At 69.8% G+C, this 19,958-nt stretch carries 16 protein-coding genes; 2 read left to right on the top strand and 14 right to left on the bottom strand.

Going from position 1 to position 19,958, the window contains the following annotated elements; all coding sequences use genetic code 11:
• Positions 1–17: 17 nt before the first annotated feature.
• From Aco04nite_RS14165 to Aco04nite_RS14150, 4 genes are all read right to left on the bottom strand, one after another.
• A complete protein-coding gene (locus Aco04nite_RS14165; RefSeq protein ID WP_212997674.1) occupies positions 18–1,106 on the bottom strand; it encodes a HAMP domain-containing sensor histidine kinase in 1,089 nt (362 codons plus the stop codon).
• Positions 1,103–1,762 (bottom strand): response regulator transcription factor, encoded by a 660-nt coding sequence (locus tag Aco04nite_RS14160; protein ID WP_212997673.1) that lies wholly within the window; start codon positions 1,760–1,762, stop codon positions 1,103–1,105. Before Aco04nite_RS14160 ends, Aco04nite_RS14165 begins: the two co-directional genes overlap by 4 nt.
• A gap of 287 nt (positions 1,763–2,049) precedes the next feature.
• Entirely contained in the window at positions 2,050–2,655 is a 606-nt protein-coding gene (locus tag Aco04nite_RS14155) for a TIGR03086 family metal-binding protein (RefSeq protein WP_212997672.1), read from the bottom strand.
• 214 nt (positions 2,656–2,869) lie between these two features.
• The gene (locus Aco04nite_RS14150; protein ID WP_244875979.1) at positions 2,870–4,381 is read right to left on the bottom strand and encodes a cobyrinic acid a,c-diamide synthase CobB; all 1,512 of its coding nucleotides are present in this window, start codon (positions 4,379–4,381) and stop codon (positions 2,870–2,872) included.
• A 112-nt stretch (positions 4,382–4,493) separates the two neighbouring features.
• Here Aco04nite_RS14150 and Aco04nite_RS14145 point away from each other — a divergent pair, with 112 nt between their 5' ends.
• Entirely contained in the window at positions 4,494–5,330 is an 837-nt protein-coding gene (locus tag Aco04nite_RS14145; protein ID WP_212997671.1) for an SURF1 family cytochrome oxidase biogenesis protein, read from the top strand.
• 114 nt (positions 5,331–5,444) lie between these two features.
• A complete protein-coding gene (locus Aco04nite_RS14140; RefSeq protein WP_244875978.1) occupies positions 5,445–5,882 on the top strand; it encodes a hypothetical protein in 438 nt (145 codons plus the stop codon).
• Here the strand turns inward: Aco04nite_RS14140 and Aco04nite_RS14135 are convergent.
• From Aco04nite_RS14135 to ssb, 10 genes are all read right to left on the bottom strand, one after another.
• Complete coding sequence (locus tag Aco04nite_RS14135; RefSeq protein WP_244875993.1) at positions 5,855–7,411, bottom strand: ATP-dependent DNA ligase; 1,557 nt, start codon at positions 7,409–7,411, stop codon at positions 5,855–5,857. The genes Aco04nite_RS14140 and Aco04nite_RS14135 overlap by 28 nt on opposite strands.
• 29 nt (positions 7,412–7,440) lie before the next feature.
• A complete protein-coding gene (locus Aco04nite_RS14130; RefSeq protein WP_212997670.1) occupies positions 7,441–9,396 on the bottom strand; it encodes a glycosyltransferase family 39 protein in 1,956 nt (651 codons plus the stop codon).
• A 446-nt stretch (positions 9,397–9,842) separates the two neighbouring features.
• Positions 9,843–10,049 (bottom strand): hypothetical protein, encoded by a 207-nt coding sequence (locus tag Aco04nite_RS14125; protein WP_212997669.1) that lies wholly within the window; start codon positions 10,047–10,049, stop codon positions 9,843–9,845.
• Positions 10,050–10,480: 431 nt separating this feature from the next.
• Complete coding sequence (locus Aco04nite_RS14120) at positions 10,481–11,989, bottom strand: FAD-dependent monooxygenase (protein WP_212997668.1); 1,509 nt, start codon at positions 11,987–11,989, stop codon at positions 10,481–10,483.
• Position 11,990: 1 nt separating this feature from the next.
• The gene (locus Aco04nite_RS14115) at positions 11,991–13,340 is read right to left on the bottom strand and encodes a dipeptidase (protein ID WP_212997667.1); all 1,350 of its coding nucleotides are present in this window, start codon (positions 13,338–13,340) and stop codon (positions 11,991–11,993) included.
• 61 nt (positions 13,341–13,401) lie between these two features.
• Positions 13,402–14,463: a M48 family metallopeptidase gene (locus Aco04nite_RS14110; protein WP_212997666.1), complete on the bottom strand. Its 1,062-nt coding sequence runs from the start codon at positions 14,461–14,463 to the stop codon at positions 13,402–13,404.
• A 59-nt stretch (positions 14,464–14,522) separates the two neighbouring features.
• Positions 14,523–15,107 carry a uridine kinase family protein gene (locus Aco04nite_RS14105; RefSeq protein ID WP_212997665.1) on the bottom strand — a complete coding sequence of 195 codons (585 nt, stop codon included), beginning with the start codon at positions 15,105–15,107 and terminating at the stop codon, positions 14,523–14,525.
• Positions 15,091–16,704: a cobyric acid synthase gene (locus Aco04nite_RS14100; protein WP_212997664.1), complete on the bottom strand. Its 1,614-nt coding sequence runs from the start codon at positions 16,702–16,704 to the stop codon at positions 15,091–15,093. The genes Aco04nite_RS14105 and Aco04nite_RS14100 overlap by 17 nt, the downstream gene beginning before the upstream one ends.
• On the bottom strand, positions 16,701–17,723 hold the full coding sequence (locus tag Aco04nite_RS14095; protein ID WP_212997663.1) for a cobalamin biosynthesis protein: 1,023 nt from the start codon (positions 17,721–17,723) through the stop codon (positions 16,701–16,703). The genes Aco04nite_RS14100 and Aco04nite_RS14095 overlap by 4 nt, the downstream gene beginning before the upstream one ends.
• 1,325 nt (positions 17,724–19,048) lie before the next feature.
• Complete coding sequence (ssb, locus tag Aco04nite_RS14090) at positions 19,049–19,852, bottom strand: single-stranded DNA-binding protein (protein WP_212997662.1); 804 nt, start codon at positions 19,850–19,852, stop codon at positions 19,049–19,051.
• Positions 19,853–19,958: the final 106 nt, after the last annotated feature.

The raw sequence follows: 19,958 nt of genomic DNA, 5'->3' as shown, positions 1-19,958 counted from the left end.
GGCCGTAAGCGCCGTCCTTACATCTTCTTTATGCTGTCTCCGGCGGGCAGCATCACCGCGATCTGCAGGCCGTCGTGCCCGGTCGAGGTCGCTGCGATGGTGCCGTCGTGCGCGTGCACGATCGAACGGGCGATGGTCAGGCCAAGACCGACACCGCCGCTGTGGTCGATGCGTACGCCGTTCAGCCGGCGGAACGGCTCGAACAATCCCGCCACGGACTCGGCCGGGACGTCGTCGCCGGTGTTCGCCACGACCAGCGCCGGATCCGCGCCCACTAGGACGTGCACGGTGCCACCGGGCCGGTTGTACTTGATCGCGTTCTGCACGAGGTTGATGACCAGACGCTCCAGCAGCACCTGCTCGCCGATCACGACCCGCGCCGCGAGCTGCGTGGTGATGGTCACCGCTGCCTCGGCAGCCCGGGTGCGGTGCTCGGCCACGACGGCGGCCACGATGACGTCCAGTCGCAGGGCGCTGCGGGAGGCCAGCCCGCGATCGCTCTCGCTCAGGACCAGGAGTGCCTCGATCAGGCGTACGTTGCGCTCGTTGGTCTCCAGCAGTTGCTCGGCCACCACGCGCAGCTTGTCGGGGCTGGGATTGCGGGCCAGGCTGACCTCGATGAGCGTGCGCTGCACCGCCAGCGGGGTGCGCAACTCGTGCGACGCGTCGGCGGCAAAGCGGCGCTGCGACTCGTAGCCGACCGCCACCCGGGCGATCATGGCATTGACCGCCTCGGCCAGCTGGGTCATCTCCCCGCCGCGACGCGGGCTACGGACCCGGTAGGCGAAATTCTGCGGGCCGAGAGCGTCGATCTGACCCGCGAGATCACGAATCGGCCGGACCGCCCAGTTGAGTACGGCCGGGGCGATCGCCAGCACGACCAGCGGGAGAACGATCAGGAAGGTGCCGGTCGTGTCCTGCGGCAGGTACATCTTCCGGCAGATCAGCGTGGTCGAGATCCGGCCCGACGGCAGGATGCAGCCGGGGTCCAGCAGGCTCTGCCACAGCGCCGCCGCCTGCTCCGAGGCACCCACGATCAGCATTCCCGCGAACAGCACCGCGGCGCAGATCAGCACGGCCCGCCAGCGCGGGGAGCGCAGCATCATGTGCCCAGCCGGTATCCCGTACGCGGAACGGTGTGAATGATCGGCGGGTCGCCGAGCTTCTTGCGCAACGTCATCACGGTGACCCGCACGGCGTTGGTGAACGGGTCCGCGTGCTCGTCCCACGCCTGTTCGAGCAGATCCTCGGCGCTCACCACCGCGCCGTCCGCCCGCAGCAGCACATGCAGCACGGCGAACTCCTTCGGCGACAGGCGCAGCGTCAGCCCGTCCCGCGACGCGGTGTGCCGCGGCACGTCCAGCACGATCCCGTCCCGCTCCAGAACAGGCTTACGCGCTGAGTTGGCGCGCCGCCCGAGCGCCTGCACCCGGGCCACCAGCTCGGCGAACGCGAACGGCTTGGTCAGATAGTCATCCGCCCCGAGACCGAGGCCCTCGACCCGGTCACGAATCCCCGCCGCCGCTGTGAGCAGCAGCACCCGGGTGTCCAGGCCCGCTTCGATCATCTCCCGGCACAACTCGTCACCCGTCGCACCCGGCATGTCCCGATCCAGCACCGCCACGTCATAGCGGTTGACGATCACCCGCTCCCTGGCCGCATTCCCCTCATAGACGACGTCCACCGCCATCGCAAAGTCCCGCAACCCCTCGGCCACCGTGTCGGCCAGAACCCGCTCGTCATCCGCCACCAGCACCCGCACCCCGACTACCCCCTCATGCCATGGTCCGCAACTTTCTCAGCCACGGCATAAAGAATCGATAAGCCTCCGCCCGACGACCGGCCGCTGCCAGGGCCGACGGCGATCAGCGAGCGGGGCACGAGCCCGAGGGCGGCGTCCGAACGGGCAAGTGGACGCGGCGGCTCGGCAGGCGTGCGGGCGCAGCCTCGGAAGCGTGAGCGGCCCGGACATGAGCGGCCCGGACATGAGCGGCCCAGGCGAGAGCGCACAGCCCAGGCGAGAGCGCACGGCCCGGGCAGGCGTGGGGGTCAGTGGGCGGCTGTGGTGGGGCGCCAGTGGGGGTTTCGGCCGGTGAGGGCGAGGGCGTGGTCGAGCTGGGTGGGATCGTCGGGGAGGGGGTGGTGGGGGCCGAAAAGGCCGGGGGTGCCTTCCGGCGGGTATTGGGCCAGGAATTCGAGGAGGTGGTCGAGGATGCGGGGGTCGGCGGCGTATTCCTGGCCGGTGGCTCGGGCGAGGTCCCAGCCGTGCATGGTGAGCTCGTTGACCGCTACGGCTCCGGTTACGGCGGCCGGCATCGTCACGCCGCCTGCCTGGGATGTTCCCTCCCAGGCTGCGGGTTGTTTCCAGGCCCGGGAGAGGTCGTCCAGGACCACGGGGAGGCGGATGCGCCAATGGGGGGTCAGGTGGGCCGCGGCCGGTGCGGGTGGCGGGGCCGTGGTGCCGGAGGCGTCGGTTTTCTTGTTGGCTGCCTGGGTGAAGGCCCAGCCCAGGCCGAGGAGGTGGTCAAGGAGGTCGCCGACCGACCAGCCGGGACACGGCGTGGGAGCGGTCAGGTGATCGTCGGTGATGCCCAGCAGCAGGTTACGGACCTGCCGGACCGGCGGGTCGAAATCCAGGGGCAGACGGTCGGCCATGGTTCTTCTCCCTTCTCACACACATCCTCACCGTAAGGCTGTCCTCCGACATTTGCCCGGTCGGCGTGTCGCGTTTCGACACGCCGACATGGACGTACACACGCCCAGATGGACTTCTGGCACGCCGAGGTGGACAGGCGCGCCGAGCGTGACGGTGGTCAGCCCTGCGGCGAGCAAGATTTTGCAGTGGAGGACATGGCCGGGCGTACTTATGTCATTGGTTCTGGAGGTCTACGGCCGAGAGGGAGAGTGTGGCCTCGTTCGGATCTCCGGTGGGGGGTGGGCTCTGCTGCTGGGCCGGGAGCGGAGACGGCGCGGGCGGGGTGATGGGGACGGTCGGGGCCTGGGCTGCCGGGGGTTGCTGGGGGTGACCGGGAAGTGCGGCGGCGACCAGGCGGCGGGCGATCTCCGGGGCCCCGGCCCAGTGCAGGCCGAGCTGGGAGGCGTGGACCTGGCGCCAGACGAAGCCCTCCGGGTTGCCGCCCGACCACGTCCAGGCCGGGATCTGGCCCGCGCGGGGAGCGACTATGGCGCGGTGTTGCTTGTAGCCGGTGATGCGGGCTCCGGCCGGGGCGAGGGGGGAGGTCGACGGGGCTGTGGCCTCGCGGTATCCGGCTACCGTCTGCGTTCCGGTGGTGGCTGTCGCGTCCAGGACGCCGCACATGGGACGGCCGTCGAAGTCGCGGGTGAGCCAGGGCAGGCCGATGCCTTCCGCGACGATGGGGGCGCCCTCGTGGGCCAACTGGGCTACCGCTGCGCAGAGGCGGCGGTTGGCGGAGAGTTCCTCCGCGTAACCCTCCGGGAGGCCCGCGCCGATCATCAGGGCGCGCGTGCCGGGCGGGAGCGCTTCGTCGCGGAGCGGATCGACCACCACCACGTCGGCTCCGGCTGCGGTGAGGAGCTCGGCCGTTTCGACGTACGTGTAGGGCGCGCCCGGACCGCCTGCCAGCGCGATCACCGGGCGTTGCACCGGGATCTCCGCCGGGTCCAGTCCGTCGGCGGGTGACCAGGCGGGGCTGGGCAGGGCCGGGGCGGTGTTCGCGAGCGCCATGATGCGGTCGAGATCCAGTGCGCTGCCGACGGCTTCGCCCAGGCGGCGTACGGCCCGGACCGCCTCGACCGTGCGATGCGCGACCGGGACCGGGCCCTGGGCGCGCGCCGGGAGGACAGCGGGCAGGTCACCGCGGCGCAGGGCACCGAGGACCGGCATCCCGATGTCGTCGAGGGCGGTCCGGAGCATCTCCTCGTGCCGCGGTGAGGCGACCCGGTTCAGGATGACGCCGCCGAGGTGGACCATCTCGTCGAACATGCGGAAGCCGTGGACCAGCGCCGCCAGCGAGTGACCCATCGCTGCCACGTCGACGACGAGCAGGACGGGCGCGCGCAGGGCAGCCGCCACCGCCGCCGTGCCGTCGATCTCGGGCTGCCCGGTCAGGCTGTCGAACAGGCCCATCGCGCCCTCGACAACCGCGAAGTGGCTGCCGGCCGCGCCGTGCGCGAAGAGCGGGGCGATGCGCTGCGAACCCACCAGCCGCGGGTCGAGGTTGCGGCCCGGACGTCCCGCGGCCAGCCCGAGGTACGCGGCGTCGGTGTGGTCCGGTCCGACCTTGAACCCCGCCGCGGGTACGCCCCGGCCTGCGGCGGCGGCCAGCAGTCCCACCGCGATGGCGGTCTTGCCGTGCCCCGAGGAGGGCGCGCTCACCACCAGGCGTGGTTGGCTGGACATCAGTGGCTCCCTCGCGGATACGGAAAACGGCGGCATCGTGGTAATGACCGCCGAAAGTCGCACCCTACCTGCCAGCCGCAGCCGCCTGTCGGCACCCGGGTAGCCTCGGATCGTGTACCGGTTCCTTCTCACCCCTCGCTGGCTGGGCGCGGCGGCCCTCACGCTGGTGGCTTCGGCCGTGATGGTCCTTCTCGGCAACTGGCAGCTCCACCGGTACCAGGAGCGCAGCGCGATCAACACCCGCATCGACGCCGCCGACTCCGCCACCGCGGTCCCACTCACGTCCGTGCTGGTCAAACCCACCGCGGCGGGTGCGCTGGGCAGCATGCCCGGCAAGGACAAGGCCTGGACAAAGATCACTGTCAGTGGCAAGTACGACGCCGCCCACGAGATCCAGGCCCGCGGCCGCACCGTCGACGGCAACGTCGGATTCGAGATCGTTACCCCGCTCGTCCTGTCTGATGGGACAGCGGTGCTCGTCGACCGGGGCTGGGTTCCGTCCCGCGACGGTGACGCCATCTCCCCACCGGTCGCCACGCCGCCGCCTTCCGGTGAGGTGACGGTTGTCGGGCAGGTCCATCTGTCCGAGAGCCGGCCCTCAGGCATCGCCGAACGGGACGGACGCATCGATACCCGGCGCATCTCGCTGCCGCATCTGGTGGATCGGATCCCGTACCCGCTCTATGGGGCGTATGTGCTGGTCAGTTCGCCGGAGTCCGGGTTTTCCGCCGTCCCGATCGATCACGAGGATTCGTGGCAGAACGGTGGATATGCGATTCAGTGGTGGCTGTTCTCGGTGATGGCGTTGTTCGCTTTTGGGTGGCAGGCACGTAAAGAAGCCCATGGCGACGCGCCCAAGGCTCGGGTTGACCGGGTTACGGCGGCCGATGATCGGCTGGGTGAGCCTGCGGGGGCTGCTGCTGCGCCTTCCGCGCGGCTTCCTGAGTGAGCCACGCTCTCGGGCTGGTAGGGCTTTCGGGCCGGGTGACGCTTTCGGGCCGGGTGACGCTTTCGGGCCGGGTGACGCTTTCGGGCGGGGTGGGGCGCGGATAGGGTTTTGCGGGTGACGTATCCGCAGAGCCCGCCGCCGAGCGACCCGTGGAGTGTGCCCGGGGTGCCCGCTCAACCGCCGGTGGCGCCGCAGGGCCCCGGGCCCGTGATCATGCACATCGGGGACATGGGTGTGACGTCGGCGGTGGTGCACACCCCCGCCGGTGACATTCCGCTGCCCGGGTCGACGTGGATGGTCCACGACTACTGGCACAACGAGACGAAGATCCCGACGTGGGCGATCGTGGCGTCGATCGCCGGGTTCTGCGTACTGACGGTGTTCAGCCTGCTGTTCCTGCTGGTCAAGGTGACGATTCCGCGCGGGACGGTCCAGGTCACCGTCACCAACGGCACCCGGCAGTACGTGTCGCGCATCGCGGTCACCGATCAGGCGCAGGTCACGGCCATCAATCAGCAGGTCAACTATGTGCGGTCGCTCGCCGCGCTCTGATCACCCCCGCCGTTGCCGATCGCGATGACCATGTCGATGGTGTCCGCCTGGTCAGCGGGCTTGTCATCCCGGTAACGCAGAACCCGCGCGAACCTCAGAGCCACGCCGCCCGGATACCTCGGTGACGTCTGCACGCCGTCGAACGCGATCTCGACGACCTGCTCGGGGCGTACGGTGACGACCCAGCCGTTGTCGTCGACGGCCAGCTCCTGGAAACGCTCGGTCTGCCACCGCAAAAGTTCGTCGGTGAGACCTTTGAAAGTCTTCCCCAGCATGACAAATCCACCGGTACGCGGATCGCGCGCGCCCAGGTGCAGATTGGACAGCCACCCCTTACGCCGCCCATGCCCCCACTCCACGGCCAGCACCACGAGGTCGAGCGTGTGCCGCGGCTTGACCTTCACCCACGCCGACCCCCGCCGGCCCACGTCGTACGGAGCCTCCGGTGCCTTGATCACCAGCCCCTCCTGCCCGGCCGCGATCGCCGCCGCGAAGGCCTCGGCCGCCTGCTCCTCGGTCTCCACCGTCCGGCGCCCCACGATCAACCCAGCCGGAACCGCCTCGGCCAGAGCCGACCAGCGAACCCGGCCCGGCTCGTCCAGAAGATCAGTCCCACCAAGATGCAACAAATCGAAGAAGTACGGCCTGAGCTCCCCGTTTCCCGCCGGCGCTCGGGTCGCGGCTCGGCTGGATGTCTCCTGGAAGGGGCGCGGGCGGCCATTGGCGTCGAGGGCCATCGCCTCGCCGTCGAGCACGATTTCATTGACGGAAAGAGCCCTGACCGCGGCGACCACCCCGGGAAGCCTGGACGTGATGTCGTCGAGGCTGCGGGTGAACACGGCGATCTCGTCGCCGGAACGGTGGACCTGAATCCGGATGCCATCGAGCTTGACGTCAGCGGTAGCAGGCGCACCGGTGCTCAGCAGGGCGGCACCGACATCGGGGGCACTCGCGGCCAGCATCGGCGTGAGAGGCGTACCCACCTGCAGGCTGATCTCGGAAAGCGCCGGCGCACCCCCGGTCAGCGCGGCAACCGCCACCTTCTTGAGGTCACCGGACAGCAGAAGCGCCCGGCGCACAGCAGTAACCGGAACCTCGGCGGCCCGGGCGATGGCGTCGGCGAGCAGACCGGCCTGAGCGCCCTGCCGCAACTCGCCGCCGAACAGGCCGATGAGCAACCGCTGCTCGTCCCCGGTGGCCTTAGTGAACAGCGATCCGAGAAGTTCACGGCGGCGGGCCTGCGACCCGGCACCGGCAACCACGGAGATCTCGGCGATCCGCTCGTCAACCTCGCGGACGGTGAGAGAAGCCTCGGCTGCGGGGGCGGGCCGGTCCCTGAGGGCCGCGTAGCCGACCCCCGTCTGGCGTTGGCGCAGCTCACCAGCGAGGTAGGCGGAACCGGGGGCGATCTCGTCGGGATCGAGACGCCGGAGAGCGGCGGCCAACAGGTCGATCTTGGCCTTCCGGCCGGAGACCGCTGCGACCGCCGCTGACGTGGCTGCCAGGTCGAGGAACTGCACGGGTCCCATCCTGGCAGCCACCTACGACATTTTTGCGATCATTTCGCGGGCTTGCGTACGAGCAGGCTGACCCACAGCCGCGTGAATTCCACATGCTCCGTCACTGTGTACCGCGCTTCGACAGCCTTCTGGTCGACAGCGTTCAACGGGCTGGTCGCGATGCCACTCGGGTCCGTGGAGACGAGCCAGATCCGCTCGGTGTCGCCGAGACACGGGACGGGGTCCGCGCACGCCGGGCGATCCCACGAGTACGGGATCACCTTCGCCTGGTCGACCAGCACTTCCCGGGGCTGCTCCGACAGCGGCCGGTCACGCCAGTAGTACCGGAAGCCACGGTGCGTATTCGGATACCCGGTGAAGATGACCCCGTCGCCGGGCTTCTCGCGGGCCTCGATATATGCCGCACCGTCACGGAAGGCGAACTCCCCGCCACCTGCCGGGTCACGCACCGCCACGTGACTCTCCCATGCCAGGAACGTCAGCATCGCGCCCGCGAGCACGGTGGCGGTCAGCACCCTCGCAAAGGAACCCGCGTTGGCAATTCCACGGCCTATCGCACCAGCCGTTGCCGCTCCCGAACTGGCACCAATTATCTGACGAACGGCGAACCCTGCGAGCAATGCCCACGCCGGCACCGTGAAGAGTGAATAGCGCGGCAGGAAAAAGTAGAACTCGTGGAAGGTGTAATACCCGAAGATCGGCGGGAACAGCGCCCACGTCGCAAGGAAAACAGCCGTCCAGGCCCGCCTCCCGAAAGCAAGTGCGACCAGTGCACCGATCCCCGCCACCAGGAAGAACCCGGCCACCGCGGGACTGTCGAACAGATCCCCGGGGAACGTTTCCACCCGAGCCCACGTGGCGTCAGGAATCCATCCGATCGTCCCACCCTGCCGCTGCCCGCCGATGATCACCGGCGACGCAATCGCAAGCCCCATCACCAGAGCAACAGGCCACCCGATCAAAGTCCAGAGCTTGTTCCTCCGGTACGCACTGAGCGCGATCACCACATGCGAGGCCAACGACAACAAGGCAATAACGTGGCTGCACCCGATCCAGGCAACGGCCAGCCCGTACGCAAGGAACCGCCACACCGACGGCCGCTCCACCGCCCGCAGCAACAACAGAATCGCGGACACGGTAGCCAGCATCACGATCCCGTAAGGCCGAACCTCCTGCCCGTACCGCGAAATCGCCGGCACCGCCGCAAACAACAACCCAGCCGCCAGCCCCGCAGGCGCCCCGAACAACCGCCGCCCCACGAGCACAATCATCGAGGACGCCAAAGCCATCCCGATAGACGCCGGCGTCCGCAAAGCGGTAGGGCTGTCGCCGAACATGACAACCCACTCGTGCATGAACGCGTAATACGGCCACAGCACCATATCAATGATGCGAACAAACTTGCTCAGATCAGACAAACTAAGCGAAGCCGCAAACCACGTCGCCGTCTCATCGCGCCACAGTTCCCTGTTCGCAATCCCAATCTGCGTAACAATCAACGTGACAACAAAAGGCGGCACCAAAATCCACAACGCCACCAGCTCCCGCGCCCAATTCCGGCGCGTTTTCCCCGGCGGAGGCACACTTTCCTGCAAGTTCGACGGTGCCCGCAAGGCTGCCGATTCTTGCGGGCCTGCCGACCCCTGTGTGACCGCGCTTTCTGGCGAAGCTGCGGGTTCAGGTGCAGCTGCGCGTTCCGGCGCGGCTGCGGATTCCCGCGAAGCTGCGGACGCCTGCAGAGCTGCAGGTTCTCGCAACGCCGCCGGTTCCTTCAAGGCCGCGGACTCCTGCGGGCCCGCAGACTCCCGCAAGGGCTTCGACTCAGTTGCGGGGCTCGACTCAGTTTCGGGCTTCGACTCAGTTGTGGGCTTCGACTCAGTTTCGGGGCTCAGCTCAGTTGCGGGATTCGGCTGGGCTGCGGGATTCGGCTGGGCTGAGAGCTTCGAATTTTGGGCGGATTCGACCGCGGATTCCGGTACGTCAGCAGCGGTCATGCGGCCATGCTAGGAGACCACAGCCACATCCAGAAGATCAGCGACAGCAACCACAGCAAACCCGGAGGTCCCGCCCACTCCGCGTTGCCAACCCTCAGCGCGCTCCATCACCACGCCCCAACACCCAAGTGAATCCTTTGCACGCCGCCGTCACATTTGATCATGACCACCATTGCCAAGGTCACTCTCAGCTCTCACCCATCCCGCGCCCTCACGCCCGCGCCCTCACGCCCGCGCCCGCGCACCCGTCGACGGCGACGGGCGGGCGAGCGGGCGACGAACGGGCGCGCGGGCGACGAACGACTGCCTTCAAACCCCCCGCTACAGGCAGCCCACGGCGGCAGTGGCAGCTCGATCTCACCGGCGTCACCCTCGTCGGCTTCCCCATGGGCGAGGGAGAGGTGGCCCGGCCGCGAACAAGTCGGCGCCAGGCTGCCGCCTCGACCTCAGGCGGGAACAGGCTCAGCGATGCGATAACCGCGAGCCCGGACAGCCTCCGCAACCCTGGTCAGTTGGGCGTCGAGCTCGCAGAGCGCGGCGGACAGTTCGGCAAGATGGTCGGTAAGGGCGGAGTCTTCCCACCCGGAGACGTCGACGTCCCCCAGAGCGATGCCGGCGGCGCGAAGCGCTGCAATGCCCTCATTCGAACTCATGTTCGAATCCTAACAGGATCCACCACCGGTTGCAGCCCCCGACTCGCCGCAGAAATCAAGACCGCACCTGCGAACTTCACCACAGCGACCACTCCCGAACAGGTCCGTGGTCGACTCCCCCAGCGCCTCACGCACGGCAGTAAAGCCGGCCCGCCCTCACGCATGGCAGCAAAGCCGGCCCGCCCCCATGCACGGCAGCAAGTCAGCACGCCCACATGCACCGCAATGCAGCCGGCACGCCCCCATCGCCGCAGTAAGCCAGCACGCCCACATGCACCGCAATGCAGCGCACGCCCCATGCAAGCGACAAAGCCAGCACGCCCCACGCCGGGTGATGAAGCCGGCCGGCCCCGGCCCACGTCGTCGTCGGTCATGTCGAGCGCCTCGCGCGTTCCTTTGTCGTCAGGCGAACCCCGCTCCCCCGGCGCGATTCAAATGGCCTCCGCGCCCGGTTCATAGCGGCCCGGCTCTCGCCAGCCAGGTGGGAGAGCGCGCCGGAAGGTGTCTGAAGCCTCCGCCGGTGACGCCGCGGAGGCGACGAACCCGTCGGGGCGTACGAGATAGAGCAGGTCAGGACGCAATGGCGTGTGCGGCGCCGCGGGGAAAGTGTGGAACGGCAGGGTGAGGTCAGGCGGTGGGCTGGCCGGTCCGTAAGCATGGATCTGCCAGTGCGTTGCGCGGAGTGCGGTGAAATTGTCGCCGGTCCAGGGCAGGCGACGGCCGACTACCGGGTCGCGGGGTTCGCCGGGGAGCATCGGGTATCGGATGCGGATCTGGGCGACGTACTGGAAGAGGCGCGGGCCGCCCGCTGTGCCCGGCAGGATGCGCACGCCGAGTGGGGCGAGCAGCGGGACGAGGGCGCGGCGCAGGATGCGGACGGGACGGCGCTGGGAGGTGATCAGGCCGAAGATGCGGTCCGTGGTGGATACCAGGGTGCGGGCGACGGGGCGGCGCTCGGCTTCGTAGCGGTCGAGCCAGGCGTCGGCGGCGCGGCCGTGGATGACGTCGGCGAGTTTGCAGGCGAGGTTGTGGGCGTCCTGGAGGCCGGTGTTCATGCCCTGGCCGCCGACCGGGGAGTGGACGTGGGCGGCGTCGCCGGCGAGGAAGAACGGGCCGTCGCGGAAGGCCGCCGCCACCCGGTGGTGGACGCGGTAGGTCGCGAACCAGCGGGTGGCCGAGTAGGTGACGGCGAAGTCGCGGCGGATGCGGGCGCGGGCGTCGTCCTCGGTGACCTTGCCGTCGCCGTCGTTGTCGCGGACCAGGCCGATGAGGCGCCAGTTGCCGGGGCCGTTCATCGGGAAGCCGAGCAGGAAGTCATCGGTGCCGGGGCGGACGTTGATCGCGTCGTTGACCAGGCCGGCCACGCCGGTCGCGTCGATGACGTAGAACAGGTGCGGGTTGGTGACGCCTTCGAAGGCGATGTCGCGCGATCTGCGGACGATCGAGTTGGCGCCGTCCGCGCCGACGCAGAACCGGGCCGTGACCGTCCGGCCGCCGACAACCGCGGTGACTCCGCCGTCCGCCGGGGAGATCGAGGTGACCTCCTCACCCCATCGGACGGAACCGCCGAGGGCCAGGAGATTGTCGTGCAGGATCTCTTCGTTGCGGCTCTGCTCCAGGACCTCGATCCATGGGTACGCGGTGAGCCCCTCCCCCAGCGCGCCCAGCGGGATCCGCCCGAAGACCCGGCTGCCGAAGCCCGGTGCCAGCGCCTCGGCACGGTGTGCGGCGCCGAGCACCCGGTCGGCGATACCGAGCTGGTCGTAGATCTCGATGCTGCGAGCCTGCACGATCAGCGCGCGGGACTCACGGGTCGGGCCCGGCTTGCCGTCCGCGATGACGACCCGGACCCCGAGTTTGAGCAGCCAGTTGGCCAGCATCAGCCCGGTGGGGCCGGCGCCGGTGACCAGAACGTCGCAGTCGAGGTCCGTGTCGGTCATGTCACTCGCCCAGCCCGGCCACGTTGCGCAGGAGCAGTGCCTCGGCGAGGCAGACCCGGGCGAACTCGCCGAGGTGCAGGCTCTCGTTGGGCCCGTGGGCGGCGGAGAACGGGTCTTCCACGCCGGTCACGAGGATCGCCGCCTGCGGGAACATCTCCTGGAACGTCGCGATGAACGGGATCGAGCCGCCCACTCCCATGTCGACCGGGGCCGTTCCGTCCCAGGCCGTCGCGAACGCCGAGCGGGCCGCGTCGTATGCCGGGCCGGTCGCGTCGATCACGCAGGGCGCCCCGAGGCTCTCCAGCGTCACCTCGACCGCGGCGCCCCACGGCACGTATTTCTCCAGGTGTGCGCGGATCGCCGCGTAGGCCGAGTCGGGATCGTCACCGGGCGCGAGCCGCACGCTGAGTTTGGCTTTCGCCTTGGGGACGAGCGCGTTGGGCGCCCCGCCGGTCGCCGGGGCGTCGATGCCGAGCACCGAGACGGACGGCTTGGTCCAGATACGGTCGGTGAGCCGGCCCCCGCCGATGAGCTTGACCCCGTCGAGCACGCCGGCCTCGTGCCGGAAGCGGTCTTCCGGGTAGTCGACCGAGGCGCCCTCGCGACCGACCAGACCGTCGATGGCCACGTCCCCGCTGTCGTCGTGCAGCGTGGTGATGAGGCGGGCGAGCACAGTCAGGGCATCGGGCACCGCACCGCCGAACATGCCGCTGTGCACGGCGCTCTTCAGAGTGCTGACCTCGACGAAGCAGTTGACCAGGCCCCGCAGCGATGTGGTGAGGGCCGGCACCCCGATGTCCCAGTTGCCGGAGTCCGCGATCACGATCACGTCGGAGCGCAGCAGCTCCTTGTGCGTGGCGAGCAGCTCGTCGAGGGACTCGGAGCCATACTCCTCCTCGCCCTCGACGAACACCACGACCCCGACGGGCAGCGCGTCACCGAAAGCGCGCAGCGCGGCGACGTGCGCCATCACACCGGCTTTGTCGTCAGCGGCGCCACGGGCGTAGAGCCGCCCGTCACGCTCGACAGGCTCGAACGGGTCGCCCTCCCAGAGCGAGGGGTCACCGGCGGGCTGAACGTCGTGGTGCGCGTAGAGAAGAACGGTGGGTGCTCCGGCGGGTGCCGGCTTGTGACCGATGACCGCCGGCTGGCCCGAACCCCGGACGATCTGCACCTCGAGCCCGCAGCCGCGCAACAGCTCCGCCACCGCCTCCGCGGACCGCTCCACGTGGGAGTGGTCGAAGCCCTCGAACGCGATCCCCGGGATGCGGACGAGTCGTTCGAGGTCGGCGCGGACGCCGGGCAGTTCCCGCTCGACGGCGGAGCGCAGTTCGTCTTCTGTGAGGGTCATGAGCCGATCCTAGGCCTCTCGCCAGGCCTAGGATCGAGTCAGTTCAAGGCCTGTGGACAACTCAGGCGGGAGGATCCTGATCGCGACGCCGGCCCGCGTTGGAAGCCCAGTCACGAGCCCCGCGCGCTGCCGATCCGGCCAGGTCGTTGGCACCGTCGCCGAGCTTGCGCAGCAGCCCGACGAGCGGGTCCTGCGAGCTGTTGAACGTCTCACGGTAGGAGTCGGCAGCCGCCTTGACGTCCTCGGTCACCGACGCGTCGCCGTCGGAGTCACGCCGCGGGTAGTCGCCGCCGAGAATCCTGGCATACTCCCCCGAGTCGACCCATTTGCGCAGCTCGGAGGCGCGGGCGACGGGCACCGGGTGGGTGCTCCACGCGGTCATGCCGAACTTGTGGATGCTGTCACGAAGGTCACCGCCGCTCTCGTACTCGGCGGCCTGCTCGAGGAACGCGGCCGTGTCGATCTGCGAGAGGTCGCCACCACCGGCCAGCTTCATGAGCAGCCGGGTCGAGGCCGCCGGATCCTGACCGGCGAGCAGCCCGGCGCGGTCGGCGGACAGCTCGGCCTTGCGCCACCACTCCAGCATCGCGCCGATGATCCCGCGCAGCGCGATCGCCCCGACCGGCAGCCAGCTCAGGTTCGTGGCCCACCGGGTGAGAATCATCATGATCGTCTTGTAGACGGCGTGCCCGCTGCGCACATGCCCGATCTCGTGGCCGAGCAGCGCGCGCAGCTCGTCATCCTCGAGCTTCTCCACGGCAGCGGTTGTCACCACGATGAACGGCTTGTCGAGCCCGATCGCCTGCCCGTTGATAACTGGGCTCTGGGTCACATAGAGCTCGGGCAGCTCGGCCACGTCCAGCGTCGCAGCCGCCTCGGTGAAGCGCTGGTAGACCCGCGGATACTGCCGGTGATCAACGCGGATCGAGCCGGCAAGGTACTGCAGGCGGAACCCCCGCTCATTCCACATGCCGAAGAACGCTTTCACCACGTCATCGAAGCCGCGCAGCTCCCGGAGCGCGGTCAGCGCACCCCGGTCGGCGGGATGCTCCCAGGCCCGCGAGCTGATGCCGGTCAACGTGACGCGTCGCCGCGCCGGCCGGGTGTCGTCGTCGGTCGTCATCGTCCGTCCCCGTTCCCGCTGCTCACACAGCTGATCGTGGCCCATGGCAGGCCCGTCGCCTACAACCTTTCGTACTCCTCGCCGGAGTTTTCCGCAGCACCGTCGACCATCAGATCAACGTGCGCCGCAGTCGCCTCCAGGGCGAAGTGCTCCTGCTCGGCGGCGTGCCAGCGCTCAAGGTACTGCTGGAAGGCAACATCGCCTCCGCCATCGCGTTCCACGACCCGTCGCCACCGAACGTCACCCGGCGCATCAACAAAGATCGAAAACGAAAGCTCCGGCCTGATCACGCGCCGCGCAGAAGTAGACCCTTCCAGAAGTACGCCCACAGCAGGCTCAACGGTCACCGGCACGCCCCCGAACCTCCCCCGGTGCCACAAATACCTCTGATAGGTCCCGGGCTGCCCGCGGCGAAGGGGGCCGAGCACCTGCGCCTCGAGCCGCGACCAGAAGGTGAACTGGTCATCCCAGCCGTCGAGCAGATCGTCGGTATGGACCACGGGCAGGCCGGCAGCCTTGGCGAGCCGACCCGCGAAGCTGCTCTTACCCGCGCCACTCGGCCCGTCGATCGCGATCAGGCGCACGGGCCCCAGCCGTGGCTCCGTGCCCAGAACCCGCGCGGCAAGATCAGCGAACGTCGGCACCCTGGCCTCCGGACCCGCTGGTCGTCGGTGCAGCTGCACCCGGCGCGCTGGTCGTCGGTGCAACTGCACCCGGCGCTCCGGGCGGGATGAATGGGAGGCCCGGGGTGGGGCCGGACTCGATGAGCCGCCACAGCGCGTCGGTGTCCAGGTGCTCCTCGACCAGGTCGCCGAGTGTGTCGAGGGCCAGCTCCCGAACCGCGGCGAACCGGGTGTCCGGCGCGACCACGAACCCGGCCCGGCCCGCCTGCCGCGCGGCGTCGGTGAGGAACCTGCGCCGGAACTCGTCCGACTCGAAGGCGCCGTGCCAGTGCGTGCCACAGACGGCCCCGACCACCGCCCCCTCGGGAGTGCCGTCGGAGTAGCGCAGCATCGGCTCCGGGGCGCCGCCGGAGACGTACCCGTGATGGATCTCGTATCCGCTGACCGGGACCTGCCCCCATGCCGCACCCTGCGACCGGGCGAGCGTCTTGCGCGCACCAAAGGTGACCTCGACGGGCAGGAGACCCAGCCCGGGTACGACGCCGCGCCGGCTCTCCACCTCGTCGTTGATCGTTTCGGCGAGCATCTGGAAGCCGCCGCAGATGCCGACCAGCGGTTTCCCCGCCGCGGCGTGCACGCGGATCGCGTCGGCGAGGCCGGTCTCGCGCAGCCAGGCCAGGTCGCTGACGGTGGCTTTGGAGCCGGGAAGGACGACCAGGTCGGCATCGGCGACCTCGGCCGGCTCGATCGTGAGCCGCACCTGCACGCCGGGCTCCGACGCGAGTGCCTCGGCGTCGGTGGCGTTCGAGATCCGGGGCAGCCGGATCACGGCGACCCGCAGCCATTCCGTGCCCCGCGGCGACCCCGGACGCCCGAGCAGCTGCCCGTACGCGAGGGAGTCCTCCCCGTCCACCTGAACGTCGGCATTGAACGGAAGAACACCGTGCACCGGCCGCCCGGTAGCGCCGGTGATCATGTCCAGCCCGGGCCGGAGCAGTCCCAGGTCCCCGCGGAACTTGTTGATGACAAAACCGCTGACCAGCGCCTGGTCCTCGGGGCTGAGCAGGGCGACCGTCCCGAACAGCGCCGCGAAGACCCCACCGCGATCGATGTCACCGACGACGATCGCGGGCAGCCCCGCATTCCGCGCGAGCCCCATGTTGACGAAGTCCCCGTCGCGCAGATTGATCTCCGCGGGACTACCCGCTCCCTCACAGATCACGGCGTCGTACTCGCCCCGTAGCTCGGCCAGCGTCGCGAACGCCGTCTCGGCGAGCCGCGGCCGCAACGAACGGTAGTTACCCGCCGTGACCGTGTCGATGGCCTCGCCCAGCAGCACAACCTGGCTGGAGTAGTCGCTTCCGGGCTTGAGCAGCACCGGGTTGAACCGGATGTCCGGTGCGATGCCGCACGCGGCCGCCTGCATCGCCTGCGCCCGTCCGATCTCGCCGCCACGCCCGTCCGGACCGACAACGACGACGGAGTTGTTCGACATGTTCTGCGCCTTGAACGGCGCGACCTTGACACCCCGGCGATACAGCCAGCGACAGATCCCCGCGGTGAGCACACTCTTCCCGGCATCGGAAGTGGTCCCCGCGACCAGCAGTCCCCCGCTCATGCGCTCCTCCTCGATCGCGCCGGCCCACCGACGCGGGTCAGCGCGGCACGGGCTCCGCGGAAGCGCTGCGATCCGGCTGCGCGAGCCAGGGCCAGGCCTGCGCCGATCACCGCGGCTGCGAGCCCGACGGCGCCGGACAGCCGGGCCGCGCTACGCAGATGCGGCACGGAAGGCCGGGGTCCGTCGCCCAGGAAGGGCCTGGTCTCCGTACGCCCGAAGTAGACATTCCGCCCCCCGAGCCGCACCCCGAGCGCCCCCGCCATAGCGGACTCACACTGCCCCGAATTCGGGCTCGGATGATCGTTGCGGTCCCGACGCCACACCCGGAGTGCCTCCCCCTGGCTACCACCGGCCAGCGGCGCGGCAGCGATGGTGAGCAACCCCGTAAGCCTCGAAGGTACGAGGTTCAGCGCGTCGTCGAGCCGGGCGGACGCCGTCCCGAACCGCTCGTAGCGCGGCGATCGATGCCCGACCATGGCGTCGAGGGTGTTCACGGCCCGATATCCGAGCAGCCCCGGCAACCCGGCGATCCCGCCCCAGAACAGCGGTGCCACCACGGCGTCCGAGGTGTTCTCGGCGACGGACTCCACGGTCGCCCGAGCCAGCTCGGCCTCGTCGAGTTGCGACGGATCACGCCCGCACAGATGGTTGAGCCTCCCCCGGGCCTCAGCGAGATCCGCCCGCTCGAGGTGCCCCGCCATGATCACGGATTCCCGGCGCAGAGTCCGCCCGCCCAGCACGGTCCAGGTAGCACCGGCCATCAGAACACCCCGGGCGATCGGCCACCGCCGCGTCCCCACCGCGAGCGCAACGCCGGCGATGACCGGAACCCCCACCGCGACTCCCGTGAACACCGCTCCGGCCAGCCTCCCGGGCCTGTAGATCCGCCGTTCGAGAGCTCCGGCGGCCCGCCCGAACCCGGCCACCGGGTGAAACCGCCGGGGATCGCCGAGAACCGCGTCCAAGGCGTACCCGGCGACGATCCCGGCAGCATCCGCGACCACCCCACTCTTTCCCATTCGCACCACCCTAGTGAGCTGTCGGTCAGGCCGTACCGCGATGCCGTTCCCCGTGATGTCCCACCCGCGCCGCAGGCGATCCCGGTGCGTGGTCAACGCCGCGCACCGGGCCCGCTTGCCGGCCGCCGGCCCCGCTCGGGGACCGGCAGCCGGCGGGTTTCCTGCCCGTCCGGCTGCACAGCCTCTCTTGCCGGACGGACCTGCCCCTGCTGCTCCCCCGGGCTGCGGACCCGACGGGAACGGCAGGGCGCAAGCGGGTGGACGCCGACCACCTGAGCGCCCACCCGCCGCGCCGCGCGGCCCGGCACCTCTGCTGAGGCGCCGGCCGCCGCGGCCGGTGGCAGTGGGAGACGGGGATCCCCATGCCACCGGGTTCAGCGGTGTGGTCCTGTTACCTGCCTCCGGTCCCCGTGAACCCACTGGGGACCGGCCGCCGCCGGAGGCCCGGTTGTCCGGCGGCGGCCGGCTGTCGCTGTCCCTCCTTCACGCCCACCACGCGCATTGCCGTGCGCGGAACGGACCGGCGCCTCGCGGTGGCACCTCGCCGCCTCGCGCGGTGCTGAGCGCGATGCGGTGGGTGTCCGAGTCGCCCGGCCCGCCGCGCACAGTGCCCTGCGCGTTACGAGCCGGCGGCTCCCGTGCCACACACCTCCATCCGCCACGCACCGTGTCGTGCGTGATGGCAGCCGGCGCATGCCGGTGTACGCCGGGGGTGTGCCGCACCCGGATACGAGCCCCGTGGAAGCAGACCCGCCGCCGAAAACGGGTCCGCCGAGGAGCGGGAATCGCGTCCGGGCCGGGAGCGCGGTAGAAGGAACAGCGGGGCGGACGGGCGCCGACCACCGAGCACCCGTCCACCAGCCGATGGGCTGCGAGCTCACCCCCAGCGAGCCCATCGGCAGTCGGAATGTCTTGGGGGCCCGGTCGCCGGCGGAACGACGACCGGGCTTTGCCGTTCGCTCGCGTCCACTGCGATGGAGCGACGAAACGGCTATAACGTCCGGACGGGTGACGAGCACCCACCCGGTTCGAGCCGGCTGACCCACATGTCCCGACGTGATGCCTTCCGAACAACGGCGACTGTCGTGCAGCCCCACCGGCCCGGAGAGGAGAGCCGGTGCGGAAGCAGCCACCTGCACGGAAAATCGGGACGGGTCCCCGGCTACCGGTCCCCGGCATTCCCGGATGGAACCCGGCTCACCGGCGCGGCGGCCGCGAAGGTTCGGCGGCGCGCCGGCTTACGCCGGGAGTGGGCTGGGAAGGCAGGGAACCGGGTCGGGCACCGGAGTCAGGACGTAAGCCCTGACGCCGGCTGCTTGGGGACGTCAGGCCGCCACCGGCTGACGACGCGGAACCCGGTTGCGCACCCGCTTCGGCGAGGGAGTGATGATCTCCACCGGCTCGAGAACGGTGCCGGTCTCCTTGCCGGGCGCGCCTTCCGGCTCCTGCGCCGAATCCGGCGAAGTCTCCTCGTCCGGCTCGTCCTCGGTCTCGGTGGACTCCTCGGACTCCGGGGAGTCCTCACCGTCGGCGGAGCCCGCCGGCAGTGCCAGGGTGGTGTCGAACGGCTCGAAGCCCCCGCCACGCAGCGCTGCCATGACGGGTACGGCTCCGAGCGCCGGTGTCTCGTCGAACGTCGGCTCATCCACCTCGGGCACCCCTTCGCCGTACGCCATGGGCACCTCGTCCTCGGCGACCACCACCGCGGCCTGCCCACGGACCCTTTCTGCCCTCTCCGGGGTCTCCACCTCGTCCGTCTGGACGTTCTTGTTGCGGAAGAACTTGGCCCGGCCACGAGACAGGTCGTGCCCGACCGCGTAGGCCTCCATCTCGTACGAGGTGCGCAGGTTGCCTGCCGTGTCGGTCCAGTCCCGGGTGTAAAGGCGTCCCGACACCACGACGGGGTCGCCGACCGTGACGGACGAGGCCACCCCCTCCGCGAGCCGGCGCCAGCAGGACACCCGGACGCGCAGCTGATTGCCGTCCCTCCACTGGCCCGTCTCGCGATCCTGCCAGCGCGCGGTCGACGCGACCCGGAAGGTCGTGACGAGCAGGTTCTTGTTACTGGTCCGGCGCCATTCCGGAGCGTTGAGCACGTTGCCGATCACGACAATGCTGGTATCGAACATCGGTTCTCCTCAATCGGTCGAAGTTCGTGAGAGCAGATTGCCGCGAGTGCCAAGTCCTCCGCTGAAAAAGCCGCCGGAGCCTGTGGACAGCGAGACGTTGGGGAAA

The organism is Winogradskya consettensis (assembly GCF_018332715.1).
In the GTDB taxonomy this organism is placed as follows: Bacteria; Actinomycetota; Actinomycetes; order Mycobacteriales; family Micromonosporaceae; genus Actinoplanes; species Actinoplanes consettensis.
Note: the sequence above shows the minus strand (reverse complement) of the source record. Positions and strands in the feature narration are given on the sequence as shown.